We start from the raw sequence: 15,728 nt of genomic DNA, 5'->3' as shown, positions 1-15,728 counted from the left end.
ACGTGGCAAAGAAACAACTTTCGTCGATCGGCAACGGCAACGCGATCGGCGCGACCCGCAAGACCGAGGGCATGATCGATTCCCTGGTCGATCATGCCCAGCATCTGCAGGCACCGGCAGTCACGAAATATATCCACCGCCTTCGACGCGAGCATCCGCAGGAGTCACCCGCGCAGATCATCGAACGACTCGAAAATCGGTTCCTGCTCGCGGTGACCGGATCCGGCGGCGCGGTGGGTGCGGCCGCCGCATTCCCCGGTATCGGGACGATGGTGTCTCTTGCCTCGCTCGGCGCCGAAACCGCCTTCTTCATCGAGGCTTCAGCGCTGTTGTCGCTGGCGATCGCCGAGGTTCACGGAGTCCCGATCGATGATCGGGAACGCCGCAAAGCCCTGGTGCTGACCGTGGCCCTCGGTGAATCCGGACTTGCGGTGGTCCGGGATTCACTGGGCGCCAAGTCGGGAACCATGGCCAGGGTGTTCGGCGGATTCATCCCAGCGCCGGTCCTGCGCACGCTCAATCAGAAGCTGATCCGCACCTACTTCAAGAAGTACGCGCTCCAGAAGCTGCCGCTGGCGGCAGGCAAACTGCTCCCCGCCGGACTCGGTGCGCTCGTCGGCGGCGTTGGCAACCGGGCGCTGGGCAGGATCATCGTGAACAACTCACGGCAGGTCTTCGGACCACCGCCGCCCTACTGGCCGGTTCGCGATCCGAATGTCCCCCTGTACGCAGTGGGCAATCCCCAAAACGCCGTCGGCACCCCACAGATCCCGGCCTCCGGCGACGGGCCGAGCGCTAGTTGACTCGACCACACACTGCATCCACCGGGTCCGGTTGGATCCGACGTCTGATCGGCGAGTGCGGCCGCCACCGACGGCTCGTTGCGATCACGCTGGCCGTCACCGCACTGGCTGTCGTGATCGATCTCGCCCTCCCCCTGTTGACGCGGGCCGCGATCGACGAAGCAACCGGGGTCGCCCGTCACGGCTACACGATCGGCGCCATCGCGCTGGTGATGGTGGTCCTGGCATTTGTGCGGTACGGATGCCAGTACGGCCGCAGGCTGACCGCAGGCAAGCTGTCGTTGAAGGTGCAGAACTCGTTGCGGCTGTTGGTCCTGGATTCAGTGCTGCGGACCGATGGCGCCGCACAGGACCAGATCCGCACCGGCCAGGTCGTGTCGCGGTCCATCACCGACCTCCAACTGGTGCAGGGTCTGCTCGCGATGGTGCCGCTGTCGCTTGGCGCCGCACTCCAGGTGGTCCTTGCCATTGGCGTGATGTTCTACCTGTCACCGTTGCTGACCGTCGTTGCGCTCCTGGTCATCCCTTGCGTCGCCGTCATCGCCTTCAACAGCCGCAAGCGGATGTTCGCGGCCACGTGGTCGGCGCAGCAGGCCGCCGCGGATCTGGCGCAGCATGTCGAAGAGACCGTCACCGGTGTCCGGGTGGTGAAGGGTTTCGGTCAAGAGGATCGCGCAGTAGACGAACTCGTCGGGTACGGGCGTCGCCTCTACTCGCTGCGCCTGCGGGCCGCGAAGATCAACGCGCGTTTCGCGCCGGCACTGGCCGCGGTGCCCCAGCTGGGCATGGTCGCGATCATCGCGCTCGGCGGTTACCTGACGATGACCGGGTCCATCTCGATCGGCACCTTCCTGGCGTTTGCCACCTACGTGACGACCATGACCGGACTGGCCCGTGTCCTGACGTCGCTCATCGTCTCCGCACAGCTGGCCCGGGCTGCCGTAGAGCGGGTGTACGGCGTGATCGATCAGCCGGCAGATCCCGGGCTGGCGGCAACCGGCCTGCTGCCCGACGGCACACTCGGACTCGAGCTCCGCGACGTCACGTTCACCTATCCCGGTGCCGCCGAACCGGTCCTGCGTGATCTCGATCTGACCATCGCGCCCGGCGAGGTCGTCGCGGTGGTCGGGGCCCCGGGCTCCGGCAAATCCACCCTGGCCATGCTCGCAGACCGGTTCTACCGACCCGACTCGGGTTCGGTGGAACTGACGACGCACGCCGGGACCGCCTGGTCCCAGATCCCCCGGCTGCCCTCCACCTACGACATCAACACCATCGCGACCGAGGAGCTTCGTGGTGCGGTCGGCGTGGTGTTCGACGAACCCTTCCTCTACTCCGACACCGTCGCCGCGAACATCGCGCCGAACGCGCACGTCGGCAAGTTCGACGAGGACGGTCCCATACCTGCGGGCATCGCCGACGCCGCATCGCAGGCACAGGCCACCGGTTTCGTGACTGCACTCGAAGACGGTTTCCGGAGCATCGTCGGCGAACGCGGACTCACCTTGTCCGGTGGCCAGCGACAGCGGATCGCGTTGGCCCGAGCGCTGTATGCCGACCCTCGCGTTCTGATCCTCGACGACGCCACCTCCGCGGTCGATGCCCAGACCGAGGCGAAGATCTTTGCCCACCTGCGCACCTCAACCCGGACCATGCTGTTGCTGGCCCATCGCCGATCGACCCTGTCCCTGGCCGACCGCGTCGCGGTGCTCGAAGGTGGCCGGATCATCGACATCGGCACCGATGCCGAACTGACGCAGCGGTGCCCCGAGTTCCGGGCCTTGATGACCACCGACCTCGACGCCCTGGACGGCGAACTCGCGAATCCCGACAACGCATTTCGCGATGACCCCGCGATCGACGATCCCTCGGTCGACACCGCGGCGCTGTGGCCGGCCGACGCGCCGGACGCGGTCGAACCGACCCGCGCCGTCACCAACGCGATCGGCGGCAGGGGTCGCGGCGGCGGCGGCGGAATCGCGGGCGCGCTCGGAGCCATGCCCGCCACACCCGAACTCCTCGAATCCGTGGCCGCATTGCCGCCTGCGGACGAATCGCCTCCCACCGACGACGCCGACATCCGCCGGGACCGTCCCGACTTCTCGCTGCGCCAGTTGTTACAGCCGGTTCGATGGCTGCTGGCCGCGGTGGTCGTCTGCATCAGTGTCGACACCCTGATCGGCCTGGCGTTCCCGACGATCGCCCGGTTCGGGATCGACGGCGCGAGCGATGATCAGTCAAGTCGCATCTGGATTGCCACCGGCCTGGGACTCGGTGCGGTGGCCGTCGGTTTTGTCGCCGCCGCGGTGATGACCGTGATCACCGCGCGCAGTGGCGAGCGCGTCCTCTACGCGCTGCGCGTCCGCAGTTACGCACACCTGCAGCGCCTCGGGCTGGACTACTACGAGCGGGAATTGTCCGGGCGCATCATGACGCGGATGACCACCGACGTCGACGCGCTCTCGACGTTCCTGCAGACCGGACTGTCGTCGGCGATCGTGAGCACCCTGACGATCGTCGGGGTCGGGGTGGCGGTCGTGCTCACCGATCTGTCGCTTGGTCTACTGATGCTGGTGGTTTTCCCGCCGATCATCATCGCGACGATCGTCTTCCGCCGGATCTCATCGCGCGCGTACACCCGATCGCGCGAACTGATCAGCGAGGTGAATGCCGACTTCCAGGAGAACGTGGGCGGCGTCCGCACCACGCAGGCCTACCGCCACGAGGGCTTCGCGATGGCCCGGTTCACCACCCGTGCGGCGACCTATGTCCGGGCCCGGATGGTCTCCCAGCAAGCGATCTCGATCTACTTCCCGTTCATCACCCTGATGGCGGATCTGGCCACCGCAGGCATCATCGCGGTCGGAGCCCACCAGGTGGCCCGCGGCGAGACCAGCCCCGGCACCCTTGTCGCGTTTGTCCTCTATCTCGGCATGTTGTTCGGTCCCGTTCAGCAGTTGTCCCAGGTGTTCGACGGCTATCAGCAGGCACTGGTCGGACTCCGGCGCATCTCTGATCTGCTGGCGACCCGCAGCAGTGTGCAGTGCCCGGACAGCTTCGGGTCACGTGACGGCGGACCGGCCGAGACCGTCCCACCACCGCCCGGCGGCTTCGATGGCCACGCCGAACTGCGAGGGGTGACATTCCGCTATTCCGGTGCGTCGCGCGATGCCCTGTCGACCGTCGACCTCGATCTACCGGCCGGGACGTCATTGGCGTTGGTCGGTGAGACCGGCGCGGGCAAATCGACCATCGTCAAACTGCTCGCGCGCTTCTACGACCCAACCACCGGTTCGGTCCGGATGGACGGCACCGACATCCGCGACTTCCGGCTGAGCTACTACCGGTCCCGGCTCGGCGTGGTACCGCAGGAGCCGCACCTGTTCACCGGGACCGTGGCCGACAACATCGCCTACGGCAAGCCCGATGCGACCCGTGAGGAGATCGCCGCAGCCGCCGCGGCCGTCGGCGCCCTGTCGATGATCGCGGGTCTGTCGGGGGCGATGAACCATCCGATCGGGGAACGCGGAAAGGGGTTGTCGTCAGGTCAGCGACAACTGATCGCGCTGGCCCGCGCCGAGCTGGTCGACCCCGACCTGCTGCTGCTCGACGAGGCCACCGCCACCCTGGATCAGTCGACCGAGCGCCGAGTGCTGGCTGCGGGACGGCACCTGACCGGATCTCGGACGTCGGTGATCGTCGCCCATCGGCTGGCCACCGCGGCTCGCGCGGATCGCATTGCGGTGGTGTCCGGCGGTCGTATCGTTGAACTCGGAACACATCGGGATCTGCTGGCGTTGAATGGTCGGTACCGGGCTCTGTGGACAGCGGGTATCACACCGGATGAGATCGAACAAAGTGACCCACGCCACGAAGGCAGCCAACCGGCATAGCCTCGCAGTCCAGTGGGGTCTAACCTTGTTATCTGGGACTTCGCAACGCACGTAGGTCGGAAACGCACGCCGACCAATTAATGAATTGAGGCGAGATACTGCCGTGAGCAGCAGTTCGATTTCAGACTTCGGACAGAACGAGTGGCTGGTTGAGGAAATGTACCAGCGCTTCCAAAAAGACCCGACCTCGGTTGATCCGAGCTGGCATGAGTTCTTGACGAACTATGCAGCCGAGGCCAACGGAACGAAAACAACCACCGGTGACACGGCGAAGGCCACGCCTGCCACCACATCCGACACCTCCGCTTCCGACACCTCCGCATCCAACGGATCGGGTTCGAGTAAGCCGGCAGTCGATTCGACGCCCGCCAGCAAGGCCGCAGCAGGTCAGTCAGAAACCAGTCGCGACGGATCCAATGCCACCACCGCGTCCTCGGCAAAGGCCACCACCGCGCCTGCGGCAAAGGCAGATGCGCCCAAGGCTCCGGCCAAGGCGAAGTCGCCTGCGCCGACCAAGGACGCAACCGTCTCGAAGAAGACCACCGCAAAGAAGCCGACCGCCCCGGCTGCCACCGAGGTTTCCTCTCAGGTGTTGCGCGGCGCAGCGGCCACCGTTGCCAAGAACATGTCGGCATCGTTGCAGATCCCGACCGCCACCAGTGTGCGTGCGATTCCGGCGAAGCTGATGATCGACAACCGGACGGTCATCAACAACCATCTCGCCCGTACCCGCGGCGGCAAGATCTCGTTCACCCACATCCTGGGTTACGCGATCGTGCAGGCCATCAAGTCGTTCCCCAACCTGAACCGGCACTTCGCCGAGGTCGACGGCAAGCCGAATATCGTCTCACCTGCGAATACCAATCTCGGCCTTGCCATTGATCTTCCCGGCAAGGGTGGATCGCGCATGCTGGTGGTTGCTGCCATCAAGCGCTGCGAGAACATGAACTTCGCCGAGTTCCATGCCGCTTACGAGGACGTCGTCCGCCGGGCCCGCGAAGGCAAGCTCGCCGGCGACGACTTCGCCGGAGTGACCATCTCGCTCACCAACCCCGGCACCATCGGCACCGTGCATTCGGTCCCCCGTTTGATGAAGGGCCAGGGCGCCATCATCGGCGCAGGCGCGATGGAGTACCCCGCCGAGTTCCAGGGCGCCAGCGACGAGCGCATCGCCGAGATGGGCGTCGGCAAGCTGATGACGCTGACCTCGACCTACGATCACCGCATCATCCAGGGCGCCGAGTCCGGCGACTTCTTGCGGACGATCCACCAGTTGCTGCTGTCGGATGATTTCTTCGACGAGATGTTCACGACGCTGCACATCCCGTACGAGCCGATCCGGTGGCGTCGCGACATCTCCGAAGGTGAAGTCGACAAGAACGCACGGGTTCTGGAACTGATTGCGGCATACCGCAATCGGGGCCACCTAATGGCCGACATCGATCCGCTGATGCTCGATTCGGATGCACGCGCCTCCCACCCCGACCTCAACGTCCTGACCTACGGCCTGACGCTGTGGGATCTCGATCGCAGCTTCAAGGTCGGCGGATTCCACGGCGAGAACAAGATGAAGCTGCGCGACATCTTGTCGATCCTGCGCGATTCGTACTGCCGCCACGTCGGTGTCGAGTACACGCACATCCTCGAACCCGAACAGCAGCAGTGGCTGCAGGACCGGGTCGAGATCAAGCACGTCAAGCCGCCGGTGGCCGAGCAGAAGTACATCCTGTCGAAGCTCAATGCCGCCGAGGCCTTCGAGACGTTCCTGCAGACCAAGTACGTCGGGCAGAAGCGTTTCTCGCTGGAAGGTGCCGAAGCCGTCATTCCGATGATGGACGGTGTCATCGACCAGAGCGCCGAATACGCACTCGACGAGGTTGTTGTCGGTATGCCGCACCGCGGTCGGCTGAACGTGCTGGCCAATATCGTCGGTAAGCCGTACTCGCAGATCTTCACCGAGTTCGAGGGCAACCTGAATCCGTCGCAGGCACACGGGTCGGGCGATGTGAAGTACCACCTCGGCGCCGAGGGCAAGTACTACCAGATGTTCGGCGACAACGAGATCCTCGTCTCGCTGACCGCCAACCCGTCGCATCTCGAGGCCGTCGACCCGGTGCTCGAGGGACTGGTCCGCGCCAAGCAGGATCTACACAACAAGGGTGGCGAAGAAGAGTTCACCGTTTTGCCGTTGATGCTGCACGGCGACGCCGCATTCGCAGGCCAGGGTGTGGTCGCCGAGACCCTCAACCTGGCGATGCTCCCCGGGTACCGCACCGGCGGCACGATCCACATCGTGGTCAACAACCAGGTCGGCTTCACCACCGCTCCGGAATCGTCGCGTTCGTCGGAGTACTGCACCGACGTCGCGAAGATGATCGGTGCGCCGATCTTCCACGTCAACGGCGACGACCCCGAAGCCTGCGTGTGGGTGGCCAAGCTGGCCGTCGACTACCGGCAGAAGTTCAACAAGGACGTCATCATCGACCTCGTGTGCTACCGCCGTCGCGGTCACAACGAGGGTGACGATCCCTCGATGACCCAGCCGGCCATGTACGACGTGATCGACACCAAGCGCAGCGTCCGCAAGAGCTACACCGAAGCCCTCATCGGCCGCGGTGACATCTCGCTCAAAGAGGCCGAAGACGCCCTGCGCGACTACCAGGGTCAGCTCGAACGGGTCTTCAACGAGGTCCGCGAACTCGAGAAGTACCAGGCCACTCCGAGCCCGTCGGTCGAATCTGATCAGGCTCTCCCGGTGAAACTGGAGACCAAGGTCAGCAAAGAGACCGTGGAACGGATCGGCGACGCCTTCGCGAACGTGCCCGAGGGCTTCACCGTCCATCAGCGGGTCCAGCCGGTGCTCAAGAAGCGCCAGGACATGTCGCGCAACGGCAACGTCGACTGGGCGTTCGGCGAATTGCTCGCCTTCGGCTCACTCGTCGAAGAGGGCCGCACGGTCCGCCTGTCGGGCCAGGACTCACGTCGTGGCACGTTCACCCAGCGACACTCGGTGCTAATCGACCGGGAGACCGGCGACGAGTACACGCCGCTGCGCACGGTTGCCGAGACCAACCCGGACAGCCCCGGCCAGTTCCTCGTCTACGACTCCTCGCTGAGCGAGTACGCGGTCGTCGGATTCGAATACGGCTACTCCGTTGGCGATCCCGACGCACTTGTGCTGTGGGAAGCCCAGTTCGGTGACTTCGTGAACGGCGCACAGTCGATCATCGACGAGTTCATCTCGTCGGGTGAGGCCAAGTGGGGCCAGACCTCCGACGTGGTGCTGCTGCTCCCGCACGGCCACGAGGGTCAGGGTCCCGACCACACGTCGGGCCGCATCGAGCGGTTCCTGCAGTTGTGCGCCGAGGGTTCGATGACCGTCGCACTGCCGTCGACACCGGCGAGCTACTTCCACCTGTTGCGGCGCCATGTCCTCGACGGGATCAGCCGACCACTGGTTGTCTTCACCCCGAAGTCGATGCTGCGCAACAAGGCAGCGGTCTCCCCGATCTCCGAGTTCACCGATGGCAAGTTCCGCTCGGTCATCGACGATCCGGCTTTCGATGGTGGCGGCGATCGCAGCAAGGTCGAGCGGGTGCTGCTGGTGTCGGGCAAGCTCTACTACGAGCTGGCCGCACGCAAGGCGAAGGACAACCGCGATGACATCGCGATCGTCCGGATCGAGCAGCTCTACCCGGTTCCGCACAAGCGCCTCAAGAACGCGCTCGACCAGTACCCGAACATGAAAGAAGTGTTCTGGGTCCAGGAAGAGCCGAAGAACCAGGGTGCATGGCCGTACTTCGGCCTGACGCTGCCGGAGATGCTGCCCGAGTACTTCAGCGGATTGCGGCGCGTGTCGCGTCGCGCGATGTCCGCACCGTCATCGGGCTCGTCGAAGGTCCATGCCGTCGAGCAGCAGGAGATCGTGGATACCGCGTTCGCCTGATCCAACCCCCCGATAATGTGCCCTTTTGGCGGCGCCCACCAGGGCTTTCAGTCGCCAGAAGGGCACATTATTGGTATCCGGGGGCTAGTCGCCGACAGTGTCCAAGGTTCCGGCGGTGGTCGCGAGCAGCGGCAGGGCTCGGGTGATCAGTTCGATGAGGGTCTCGCGCGTGACGCCGGTGTCATCGAGTAGCCAGCGGACGGTGACCTGTTCGCTGAACGTGACCCAGCCGTGCACCGCCAGTTCGAGAATCGGTGTGCGCTGCAGATTCAGTAGGTCGGCCAAACCGAGAACCCGCTCGGCCATGACCGCGCGGGTGTCGTCGGCGACCTTGCGCATCGCCGGATCCGAGGCGCCGACACCCTGCAGGATCGCCAGATAGGCCGACCTGTTGGCCGAGACGTAGTCGATGAATTCGGCGAGGGATGCGCGAGCGATCGCGAGAGGATCTCCCAGGCTCAGATCCGGTTCGGTACGTTCGAGCATCCGCTGACTCTGCGTGGTCGTCAGCGCCACCAGAAAGTCCTGCTTGGACTCGAAATAGTGGAACAGCAGGGCGCGTGAGACGCCGGCGGCCTCGGCCACCTCCTCGACCGACACCTGGTCCAGCGCCCGGTCGGAGAGCATCTGCAGTCCGTGTTCGATCAGTTGATCGCGACGGGCCTGCGGACTCATTCGGGTACGACGGGCAGTGGTCATGAATGTTCACCCTACTGACTTGTCGTCAATAAGTGGACACGAAGCGCAGCGGAGCTGGACCCAAGAGTGGACACGAAGCGCAGCGGAGCTGGACCCGTGAGTGGACACGAAGTGCAGCCAGCTGGACCCATCCCTATTGACACTCGGTCAGTAGTGGGTATGTTCGTACCCATGAACGTTGTAAAGATCGCCATCATCGGCGCGGGCTTCTCCGGACTCGGCGCCGCGATCAAGCTGCGGCAACAGGGTATCGACGACTTCGTGATCCTTGATCGCGGAAGTGACTTCGGCGGCACCTGGCGCGACAACACCTACCCCGGTGCCGCCTGCGATGTGCCCTCTCACCTCTACTCGTATTCGTTCGCACTCAATCCCTCGTGGAGCCGCTCGTTCTCCCGGCAGCCAGAAATCCACCGTTACATCAACGCGGTCGCAGATCAGCACAACCTTGCGCCCAACACGCAGTGGAACACCGAGGTCAACAGCATCACCTGGGATGAGCCTGCCGGCCAGTGGGCCATCAAGACCTCTACCGGTGACTACCGCGCGACGTTTGTGATCGCCGGCGTCGGACCGCTCTGCGAACCCAAACTCCCCGACATCAAGGGCATCGGCGACTTCACGGGCGAGGTCTTCCACTCGGCGCAGTGGAACCACGACTACGACCTCGAGGGCAAACGGGTCGCGGTCATCGGTACCGGCGCCTCGGCCATCCAGATCATTCCGGAACTGGCCGAGAAGGTCGGCCGACTCGACGTCTACCAGCGGACCGCGCCATGGGTGCTGCCGCGCGCGGATCGCCCGTACTCGGCCGCCGAGAACTGGGCGTTCAAGAACATTCCCGGGTTCCAGAAGGCCGCCAGGGGCGGTATCTACGCCTCGCACGAGCTGGTCTCCTTCGGCCTGACACACGCCCCGAATGTGCTCGCGCCCGCCAAGATCATCGGCAAGCGGAACATCGCGCGCGGCATCTCCGACCGCACATTGCGCGCCGCGGTCACCCCGAACTGGAAGGTCGGATGCAAGCGCATCCTGCTGTCGAACACCTACTACCCGGCGCTGGGCCAGAAGAATGTCGACCTGGTCACCGACCCCATCAAAGAGGTCACCGCCACCGGGATCATCACCGCCGACGGGGTCGTCCGCGACGTCGACGCGATTGTTGTCGCGACCGGCTTCCATGTCACCGACTCCCCCGCCTTCGAGCACATGATCGGCAAGGACGGCGCCAGCCTCACCGAGGTCTGGGACGCGACCGGGATGAATGCGTACAAGGGCACCACCGTGCACGGGTTCCCCAACCTCTTCCTGATGGTCGGTCCCTCGACCGGCCTCGGCCACACCTCGATGGTCTACATGATCGAGTCGCAGCTGAACTATCTCGTCGACTACCTCAAACTGCAACGCAAGTACGACATCGCCCGCGTCGAGGTCCGATCCGATGTACAGCACGACTACAACGTCGGCATCCAGAAGAACCTGAAATCCAGCGTCTGGGAGACCGGCGGCTGCGCCAGTTGGTACAAGGACGCCTTCGGCAACATCACCACACTGTGGCCCGGATTCACGTTCAACTACCGCCGTATCACGCGTAAGTTCGATCTGGCCGCATACGACACCGCCAGTGCGCACACCGGTGCGACGGCCGAACACACCCGACCCGCAACAGAAACGGTGACATCGTGAAGGACTTCAAGGGCAAGGTTGCCGTGGTGACCGGGGCCGGATCAGGCATGGGCCGAGACCTGGCACTGCAGCTGGCGGCCAAGGGCGCGCTCGTCGCGATCAGCGACGTCAACCCTTCCGGACTCGATGAGACCGAACGGCTACTGAAAGCTCGCGGTGCACAGGTTCATTCGCAGCTGCTCAATGTCGCCGAACGCGAAGCCGTACTCGAATACGCCGATACCGTCGCGGCACATTTCGGCAAGGTCAACCTGGTCATCAACAACGCAGGCATCGCCCATCACGGCGAAGTCGAGATCACCGAGTTCAAGCAATACGAGCGCGTGATGGACGTCGACTTCTGGGGTGTGGTCAACGGCACCAAGGCCTTCCTCCCCCACCTCATCGCATCGGGCGACGGCCACATCGTGAACACCTCGTCATTGTTCGGGATCCTGGCGATGCCCGGCCAAAGCGCTTACAACGCAGCCAAGTTCGCGGTGCGCGGATTCACCGAGTCGCTTTACCAGGAGATGCGGATCGCCGGGCATCCGGTGCAGGTCACCTGCGTGCATCCCGGCGGCATCAAGACCGCCATCGCGCGCAATTCGACGGTGTCAGAGGGTCACGATCAGCGCACCGCCGCCGAACTCTTCGACAAGAAGCTGGCCCGGACGACCTCACCGCGCGCCGCCGAGATCATCATCGCCGCGATCGAGAAGAACCGTCCCCGCGTGCTGGTCGGTGCCGATGCAAAGATCATCGACGTCCTGGTCCGCGCCGGCGGTTCACTGTACGAAGTGGTGATCTCCAAGTTCGCCGGCCGGGTTGCACCGAAGCCGGAAAAGGTCCCACACAGCCCGTCGTCGGTGCTGTGATCGAGCGATGAGTCCTTCTCTGGCCCTGTCGATTCCACTCAGCGAACGTCTGTTCAAACCCGTCTTCCGGCTGGCGTTGAATGCTCGGTTGACGCCCACCGTTTCGCGACGGCTGCTCGATGCCAGCGCATTACTGATACCTCCGGTCGCCGATCAGGTGATCCGCAAGATCGTTCTGGGCGGCCTGCCTGCCGAACGGATCACCGTCGGACCGACCCAGCACGCCCAAGCGATCCTCTACCTCCACGGCGGCGCCTATGTCACCGGGTCGCCGAGGTCCCATCGCGGCCTGACAACCAGTTTGGCGGCGGCCGCCCGGGCCGAGGTCTATGTCCTCGATTACCGCCTGGCGCCGGAACATCCGTGCCCGGCAGCAGTCGACGACGCGGTGGCTGCATTTCGCGATCTGGTGACGCGCGGGTACGAACCCGAGTCCATCGCCATCGCCGGTGACTCGGCAGGCGGCGGATTGAGCGTGGCGACCGCACGGGTCCTGATCGACGAGCACGGCCTGCGCCCGGCCGCGCTGGGACTGATCTCGCCGTGGGTTGATCCCACGGCACGGCAGGACGACAACGGCACCGACATCGTTGTCAATGCTGCCTGGGCCAACCGAAGCGCCGAAATGTACCTCGGCGACGGCGATCCCGACGATCCGAGGTATGCACCCGTGCGCGGCGACCTCACCGGGCTACCGCCGACCCTGGTCCAGGTCGGCAGGCCGGAGATGTTGCTGCAGCAGGTCACCGACTTCGCCGGCCGCCTCGAGGCGGCCGGGGTCGACACGACCTTCAGCGACCTGGGTCGGCTCTGGCACGTCGGGCACGTGGCCGCACCCCTGATGCCGGCGGCCGCAGCGGCGGTCGACGAACTCGGCGGCTTCCTGACCGGGCACCTGACCAGAACCAGCGCGGACGTCGAGACTTAGCGGTCGTCCAGACGTAGGGGGCGGTCAGCTGCTGTGTTCGGCCAGCCAGCGACCGGCCACAGCCGACACCTCGGCACCGCCGTCGACCTGCTCCGCCATCGTGGTGAGGTCGGCGGTGGTCAGCTCTCCGGCAACCTTGTTCATCGCGCGGAACAGGTCGCGGTCCAGGGCCGCGGTCCGGAAGACCGGCACCAGATCCTGGGCACGCAATGTGTCGGTGGTATCGGCCAAGGCCTGCAGCCCGGAATCGTCGCCGACGACGCCCAGCGCCGAGAACAGTCCCGCGGCCCGGCCTGCCGCGACCTCCGCGATGGCCTCGTCGACACCGAGCACCACCGGTGATGCGAAAGCACAACCGGCACTGCCCAACTCGGTCAGCGTGACCGGGTCGGGCTCGGTGACGGTCACCAGCGGCAGACCGGCCGGGAGTCGACCACAATCGGAGAGTTCGTCGACGTCGGCCGTGGTGGCCAGTTCCGACGAGATGTACACGAGCGTCTTGTCCTGCACCGACGTCGCATCACCCACCGAAACACCCTGCGGTAGTGCCTGATTCAACTCGTTGTAGACGTCTTCGGCACTGCGGCCGGTGGCACCGGGATTGAGCTGGCTGAGCAACTCCCCCGACCAGGCCGGCATCAGATCGACCGAACGCTCGTCCATCCCGGCCAGCAGCTCGGAGTAGTCGCCCACCGGATGATCGTCGGAGACGTCGGCGCCCGCGTGCTGCAGAGCGCCGGCGTAAATCGCCGTCACCACGCGGCTCGGGGTGTCCGGGGTCGACCCGGTGACCAACGGCTGCGCCGTCGGGCCGGGTTCTGAGCATCCCCCGAGGATCAGTGCGCCTGCCAGCACCAACGCCGGCAGCATCCGCCGAGACCCGCGGTTCATGAAACTGCTCACTCAGCGGCGACCCGGGCAACTGCGGCGGCGACCGCAGGCGCGACCCGTGGATCGAGCGGGCTGGGCACGATCATCTGCGCCGACAGATCGTCGCCGAGCACCTCGACGATTGCGTCGGCGGCAGCGAGTTTCATCGCCTCGGTGATGCGCCGGGCGCCTGCGTCGAGCGCACCCCGGAACACGCCGGGGAAAGCCAGCACGTTGTTGATCTGGTTGGGGAAGTCGCTACGCCCGGTGGCCACCACTGCCGCGTACTTCGCCGCGATCTCGGGGTGGACCTCCGGATCGGGGTTCGACAGCGCAAAGATGATGGCGTCGGAGTTCATGGTCGCGAGCGCCGCCTCGGGCACCTTGCCCGCACTGACGCCCACGAAGACATCGGCGCCGACCAACGCGTCCGACAACGATCCGACCCGGCCATCGGGATTGGTACGCGAGGCCAGCTCGGCCTTCACGTCGTTGAGGTCGGTGCGTCCGGTGTGCACGATGCCCTTGCTGTCGATCACGGTGACATCGGCGATACCGTCGGCCAGCAGCATGTTGGTACACGCCACACCGGCGGCACCGGCACCGGAGATCACGATCTTCAGCGAGCCACGGGGCTTGCCGAGCAGTTTGGTGGCGGCCTTCAGCGCGGCCAGGACCACAATCGCGGTGCCGTGCTGATCGTCGTGCATCACCGGGCAGTCGAGAGCCTCGATGACCCGCCTCTCGATCTCGAAACAGCGGGGCGCAGAGATGTCCTCGAGGTTGACCGCACCGAACGAATGCCGCAACCGAACCAGGGTTTCGACGATCTCGTCGGGATCCTTCGTGCTCAACACCAGCGGGATCGAATCGAGGCCTGCGAAGTTCTTGAACAGGGCAGACTTGCCCTCCATCACCGGCAACGAGGCCAGCGGCCCGATGTCGCCGAGTCCGAGCACCGCACTGCCGTCACTGACAACTGCCACCAGGCGGTTGGTCCAGGTGTAGCGGCGCGCGAGTTCGGGGTCGGCCGCAATCGCCCGGGACACCTCGGCAACGCCGGGTGTGTAAGCAATGGACAACGCCCGCTTGGTATCGAGTGGCGCGGTGATGTTCACCGACAATTTGCCGCCTTCATGGCCGGCAAAGATCTCCTCGCGGGTGATCGTTGTTGCTGCACTGTCATCGTTTACGGGCGATTCGACGCCCCGGGGCTCGGTCACGGCGACAACGCTACTTCAGATGACCGGGCTCACACTCCAAGACCTCCGGATCGTGAGCATCAGGCAACATATCGATCGGTTCGCGTCACTAGCCTGCGACGATGAAGCCCCGCACGGAATCGGCGATCAACTGGACCGCGATCGCCGCGAGCAACAGGCCCGCGATCTTGGCCATCAGGGTGATCCCGCCGATACCGAGCACCTTGATCAGGACCGTCGAGAAGCGCAGCACCGCGATCAGCACGATGTGGACGGTGATGATCGCGGCACCGATCGCGAGGTAGGCGGCGGTGTCACCGTCGGCCTGACTGACGTTGACGATGACCGCCGCGATGGCGCCCGGACCGGCGAGCAGCGGGGTCCCGAGCGGCACCAGCGCGACATTCACATCGTCGGAGACCGACTGCGGATTCCCGGCGTTACCGAGGCCGGTCAGTAGCTGCAGCGCCACCAGCAGCAGCAACAGTCCCCCGGCGCCCTGCAACGCGGGTATGCCGATGTGCAGGTAGCTCAATATCGCGTTGCCCGCGATCGCGAACACCGTGATCACCAAGAAACTCACGGCCGGTGCCTGCCAGGCGGCACGGTTTCGCACCGCAGGCGGACGATGACCGACCAGCGACAGGAACAGCGGCACCTGTCCGGGCGGGTCCATGATCACCACGAGCGTGATCAACATGGTCAGGTAGAGCGTGGTGTCGAAGCCCATGGCGCACAGTCTCTCACCTGATTCGCAACCCATGGCCGATGGCGACGCCGGGTGGTATGGAGGGCGTACGATCTTCGAGGGGTCGAGTCTGAGTTCGACACCCGCAACGAAGGA

The 15,728-nt window shown here is 65.1% G+C and carries 10 protein-coding genes; 6 read left to right on the top strand and 4 right to left on the bottom strand.

Translation table 11 applies throughout. The features are described 5' to 3' along the window. Positions 1–2 precede the first annotated feature (2 nt). The 3 genes from AC1TQG_RS16600 (at position 3) to AC1TQG_RS16590 (ending at position 8,642) form a co-directional block, all read left to right on the top strand. Entirely contained in the window at positions 3–803 is an 801-nt protein-coding gene (locus tag AC1TQG_RS16600; protein WP_482138647.1) for a hypothetical protein, read from the top strand. Further along, complete coding sequence (locus AC1TQG_RS16595) at positions 800–4,696, top strand: ABC transporter ATP-binding protein (protein ID WP_482138646.1); 3,897 nt, start codon at positions 800–802, stop codon at positions 4,694–4,696. The genes AC1TQG_RS16600 and AC1TQG_RS16595 overlap by 4 nt, the downstream gene beginning before the upstream one ends. A 103-nt stretch (positions 4,697–4,799) precedes the next feature. Beyond that, on the top strand, positions 4,800–8,642 hold the full coding sequence (locus AC1TQG_RS16590) for a multifunctional oxoglutarate decarboxylase/oxoglutarate dehydrogenase thiamine pyrophosphate-binding subunit/dihydrolipoyllysine-residue succinyltransferase subunit (protein WP_482138644.1): 3,843 nt from the start codon (positions 4,800–4,802) through the stop codon (positions 8,640–8,642). Positions 8,643–8,726: 84 nt separating this feature from the next. Here the strand turns inward: AC1TQG_RS16590 and AC1TQG_RS16585 are convergent, their stop codons facing one another. Beyond that, positions 8,727–9,341, bottom strand: coding sequence for a TetR/AcrR family transcriptional regulator (locus AC1TQG_RS16585; RefSeq protein WP_482138642.1), 615 nt, complete (start codon positions 9,339–9,341; stop codon positions 8,727–8,729). A 171-nt stretch (positions 9,342–9,512) separates the two neighbouring features. Between AC1TQG_RS16585 and AC1TQG_RS16580 the strand changes: the two genes are divergently transcribed. From AC1TQG_RS16580 to AC1TQG_RS16570, 3 genes are read left to right on the top strand one after another with little or no spacing between them, the layout of a single operon-like run. Further along, complete coding sequence (locus AC1TQG_RS16580) at positions 9,513–11,027, top strand: flavin-containing monooxygenase (RefSeq protein WP_482138640.1); 1,515 nt, start codon at positions 9,513–9,515, stop codon at positions 11,025–11,027. Continuing rightward, a complete protein-coding gene (locus tag AC1TQG_RS16575; RefSeq protein ID WP_482138639.1) occupies positions 11,024–11,884 on the top strand; it encodes an SDR family NAD(P)-dependent oxidoreductase in 861 nt (286 codons plus the stop codon). The genes AC1TQG_RS16580 and AC1TQG_RS16575 overlap by 4 nt, the downstream gene beginning before the upstream one ends. Before the next feature lie 7 nt (positions 11,885–11,891). After that, the gene (locus tag AC1TQG_RS16570) at positions 11,892–12,812 is read left to right on the top strand and encodes an alpha/beta hydrolase (protein ID WP_482138637.1); all 921 of its coding nucleotides are present in this window, start codon (positions 11,892–11,894) and stop codon (positions 12,810–12,812) included. 24 nt (positions 12,813–12,836) lie between these two features. Here the strand turns inward: AC1TQG_RS16570 and AC1TQG_RS16565 are convergent, their stop codons facing one another. From AC1TQG_RS16565 to AC1TQG_RS16555, 3 genes are all read right to left on the bottom strand, one after another. Continuing rightward, entirely contained in the window at positions 12,837–13,703 is an 867-nt protein-coding gene (locus AC1TQG_RS16565) for a glycine betaine ABC transporter substrate-binding protein (RefSeq protein ID WP_482138636.1), read from the bottom strand. Positions 13,704–13,711: 8 nt separating this feature from the next. Further along, entirely contained in the window at positions 13,712–14,905 is a 1,194-nt protein-coding gene (locus AC1TQG_RS16560) for an NAD(P)-dependent malic enzyme (RefSeq protein WP_482138634.1), read from the bottom strand. An 88-nt stretch (positions 14,906–14,993) separates the two neighbouring features. Continuing rightward, positions 14,994–15,614 carry a MarC family protein gene (locus AC1TQG_RS16555; RefSeq protein ID WP_482138632.1) on the bottom strand — a complete coding sequence of 207 codons (621 nt, stop codon included), beginning with the start codon at positions 15,612–15,614 and terminating at the stop codon, positions 14,994–14,996. Positions 15,615–15,728 lie beyond the last annotated feature (114 nt).

The organism is Williamsia sp. Y844 (genome assembly GCF_056786475.1).
The sequence above is the reverse complement of the archived record's forward strand: the minus strand, read 5'-3'. Positions and strand labels throughout refer to the sequence as shown.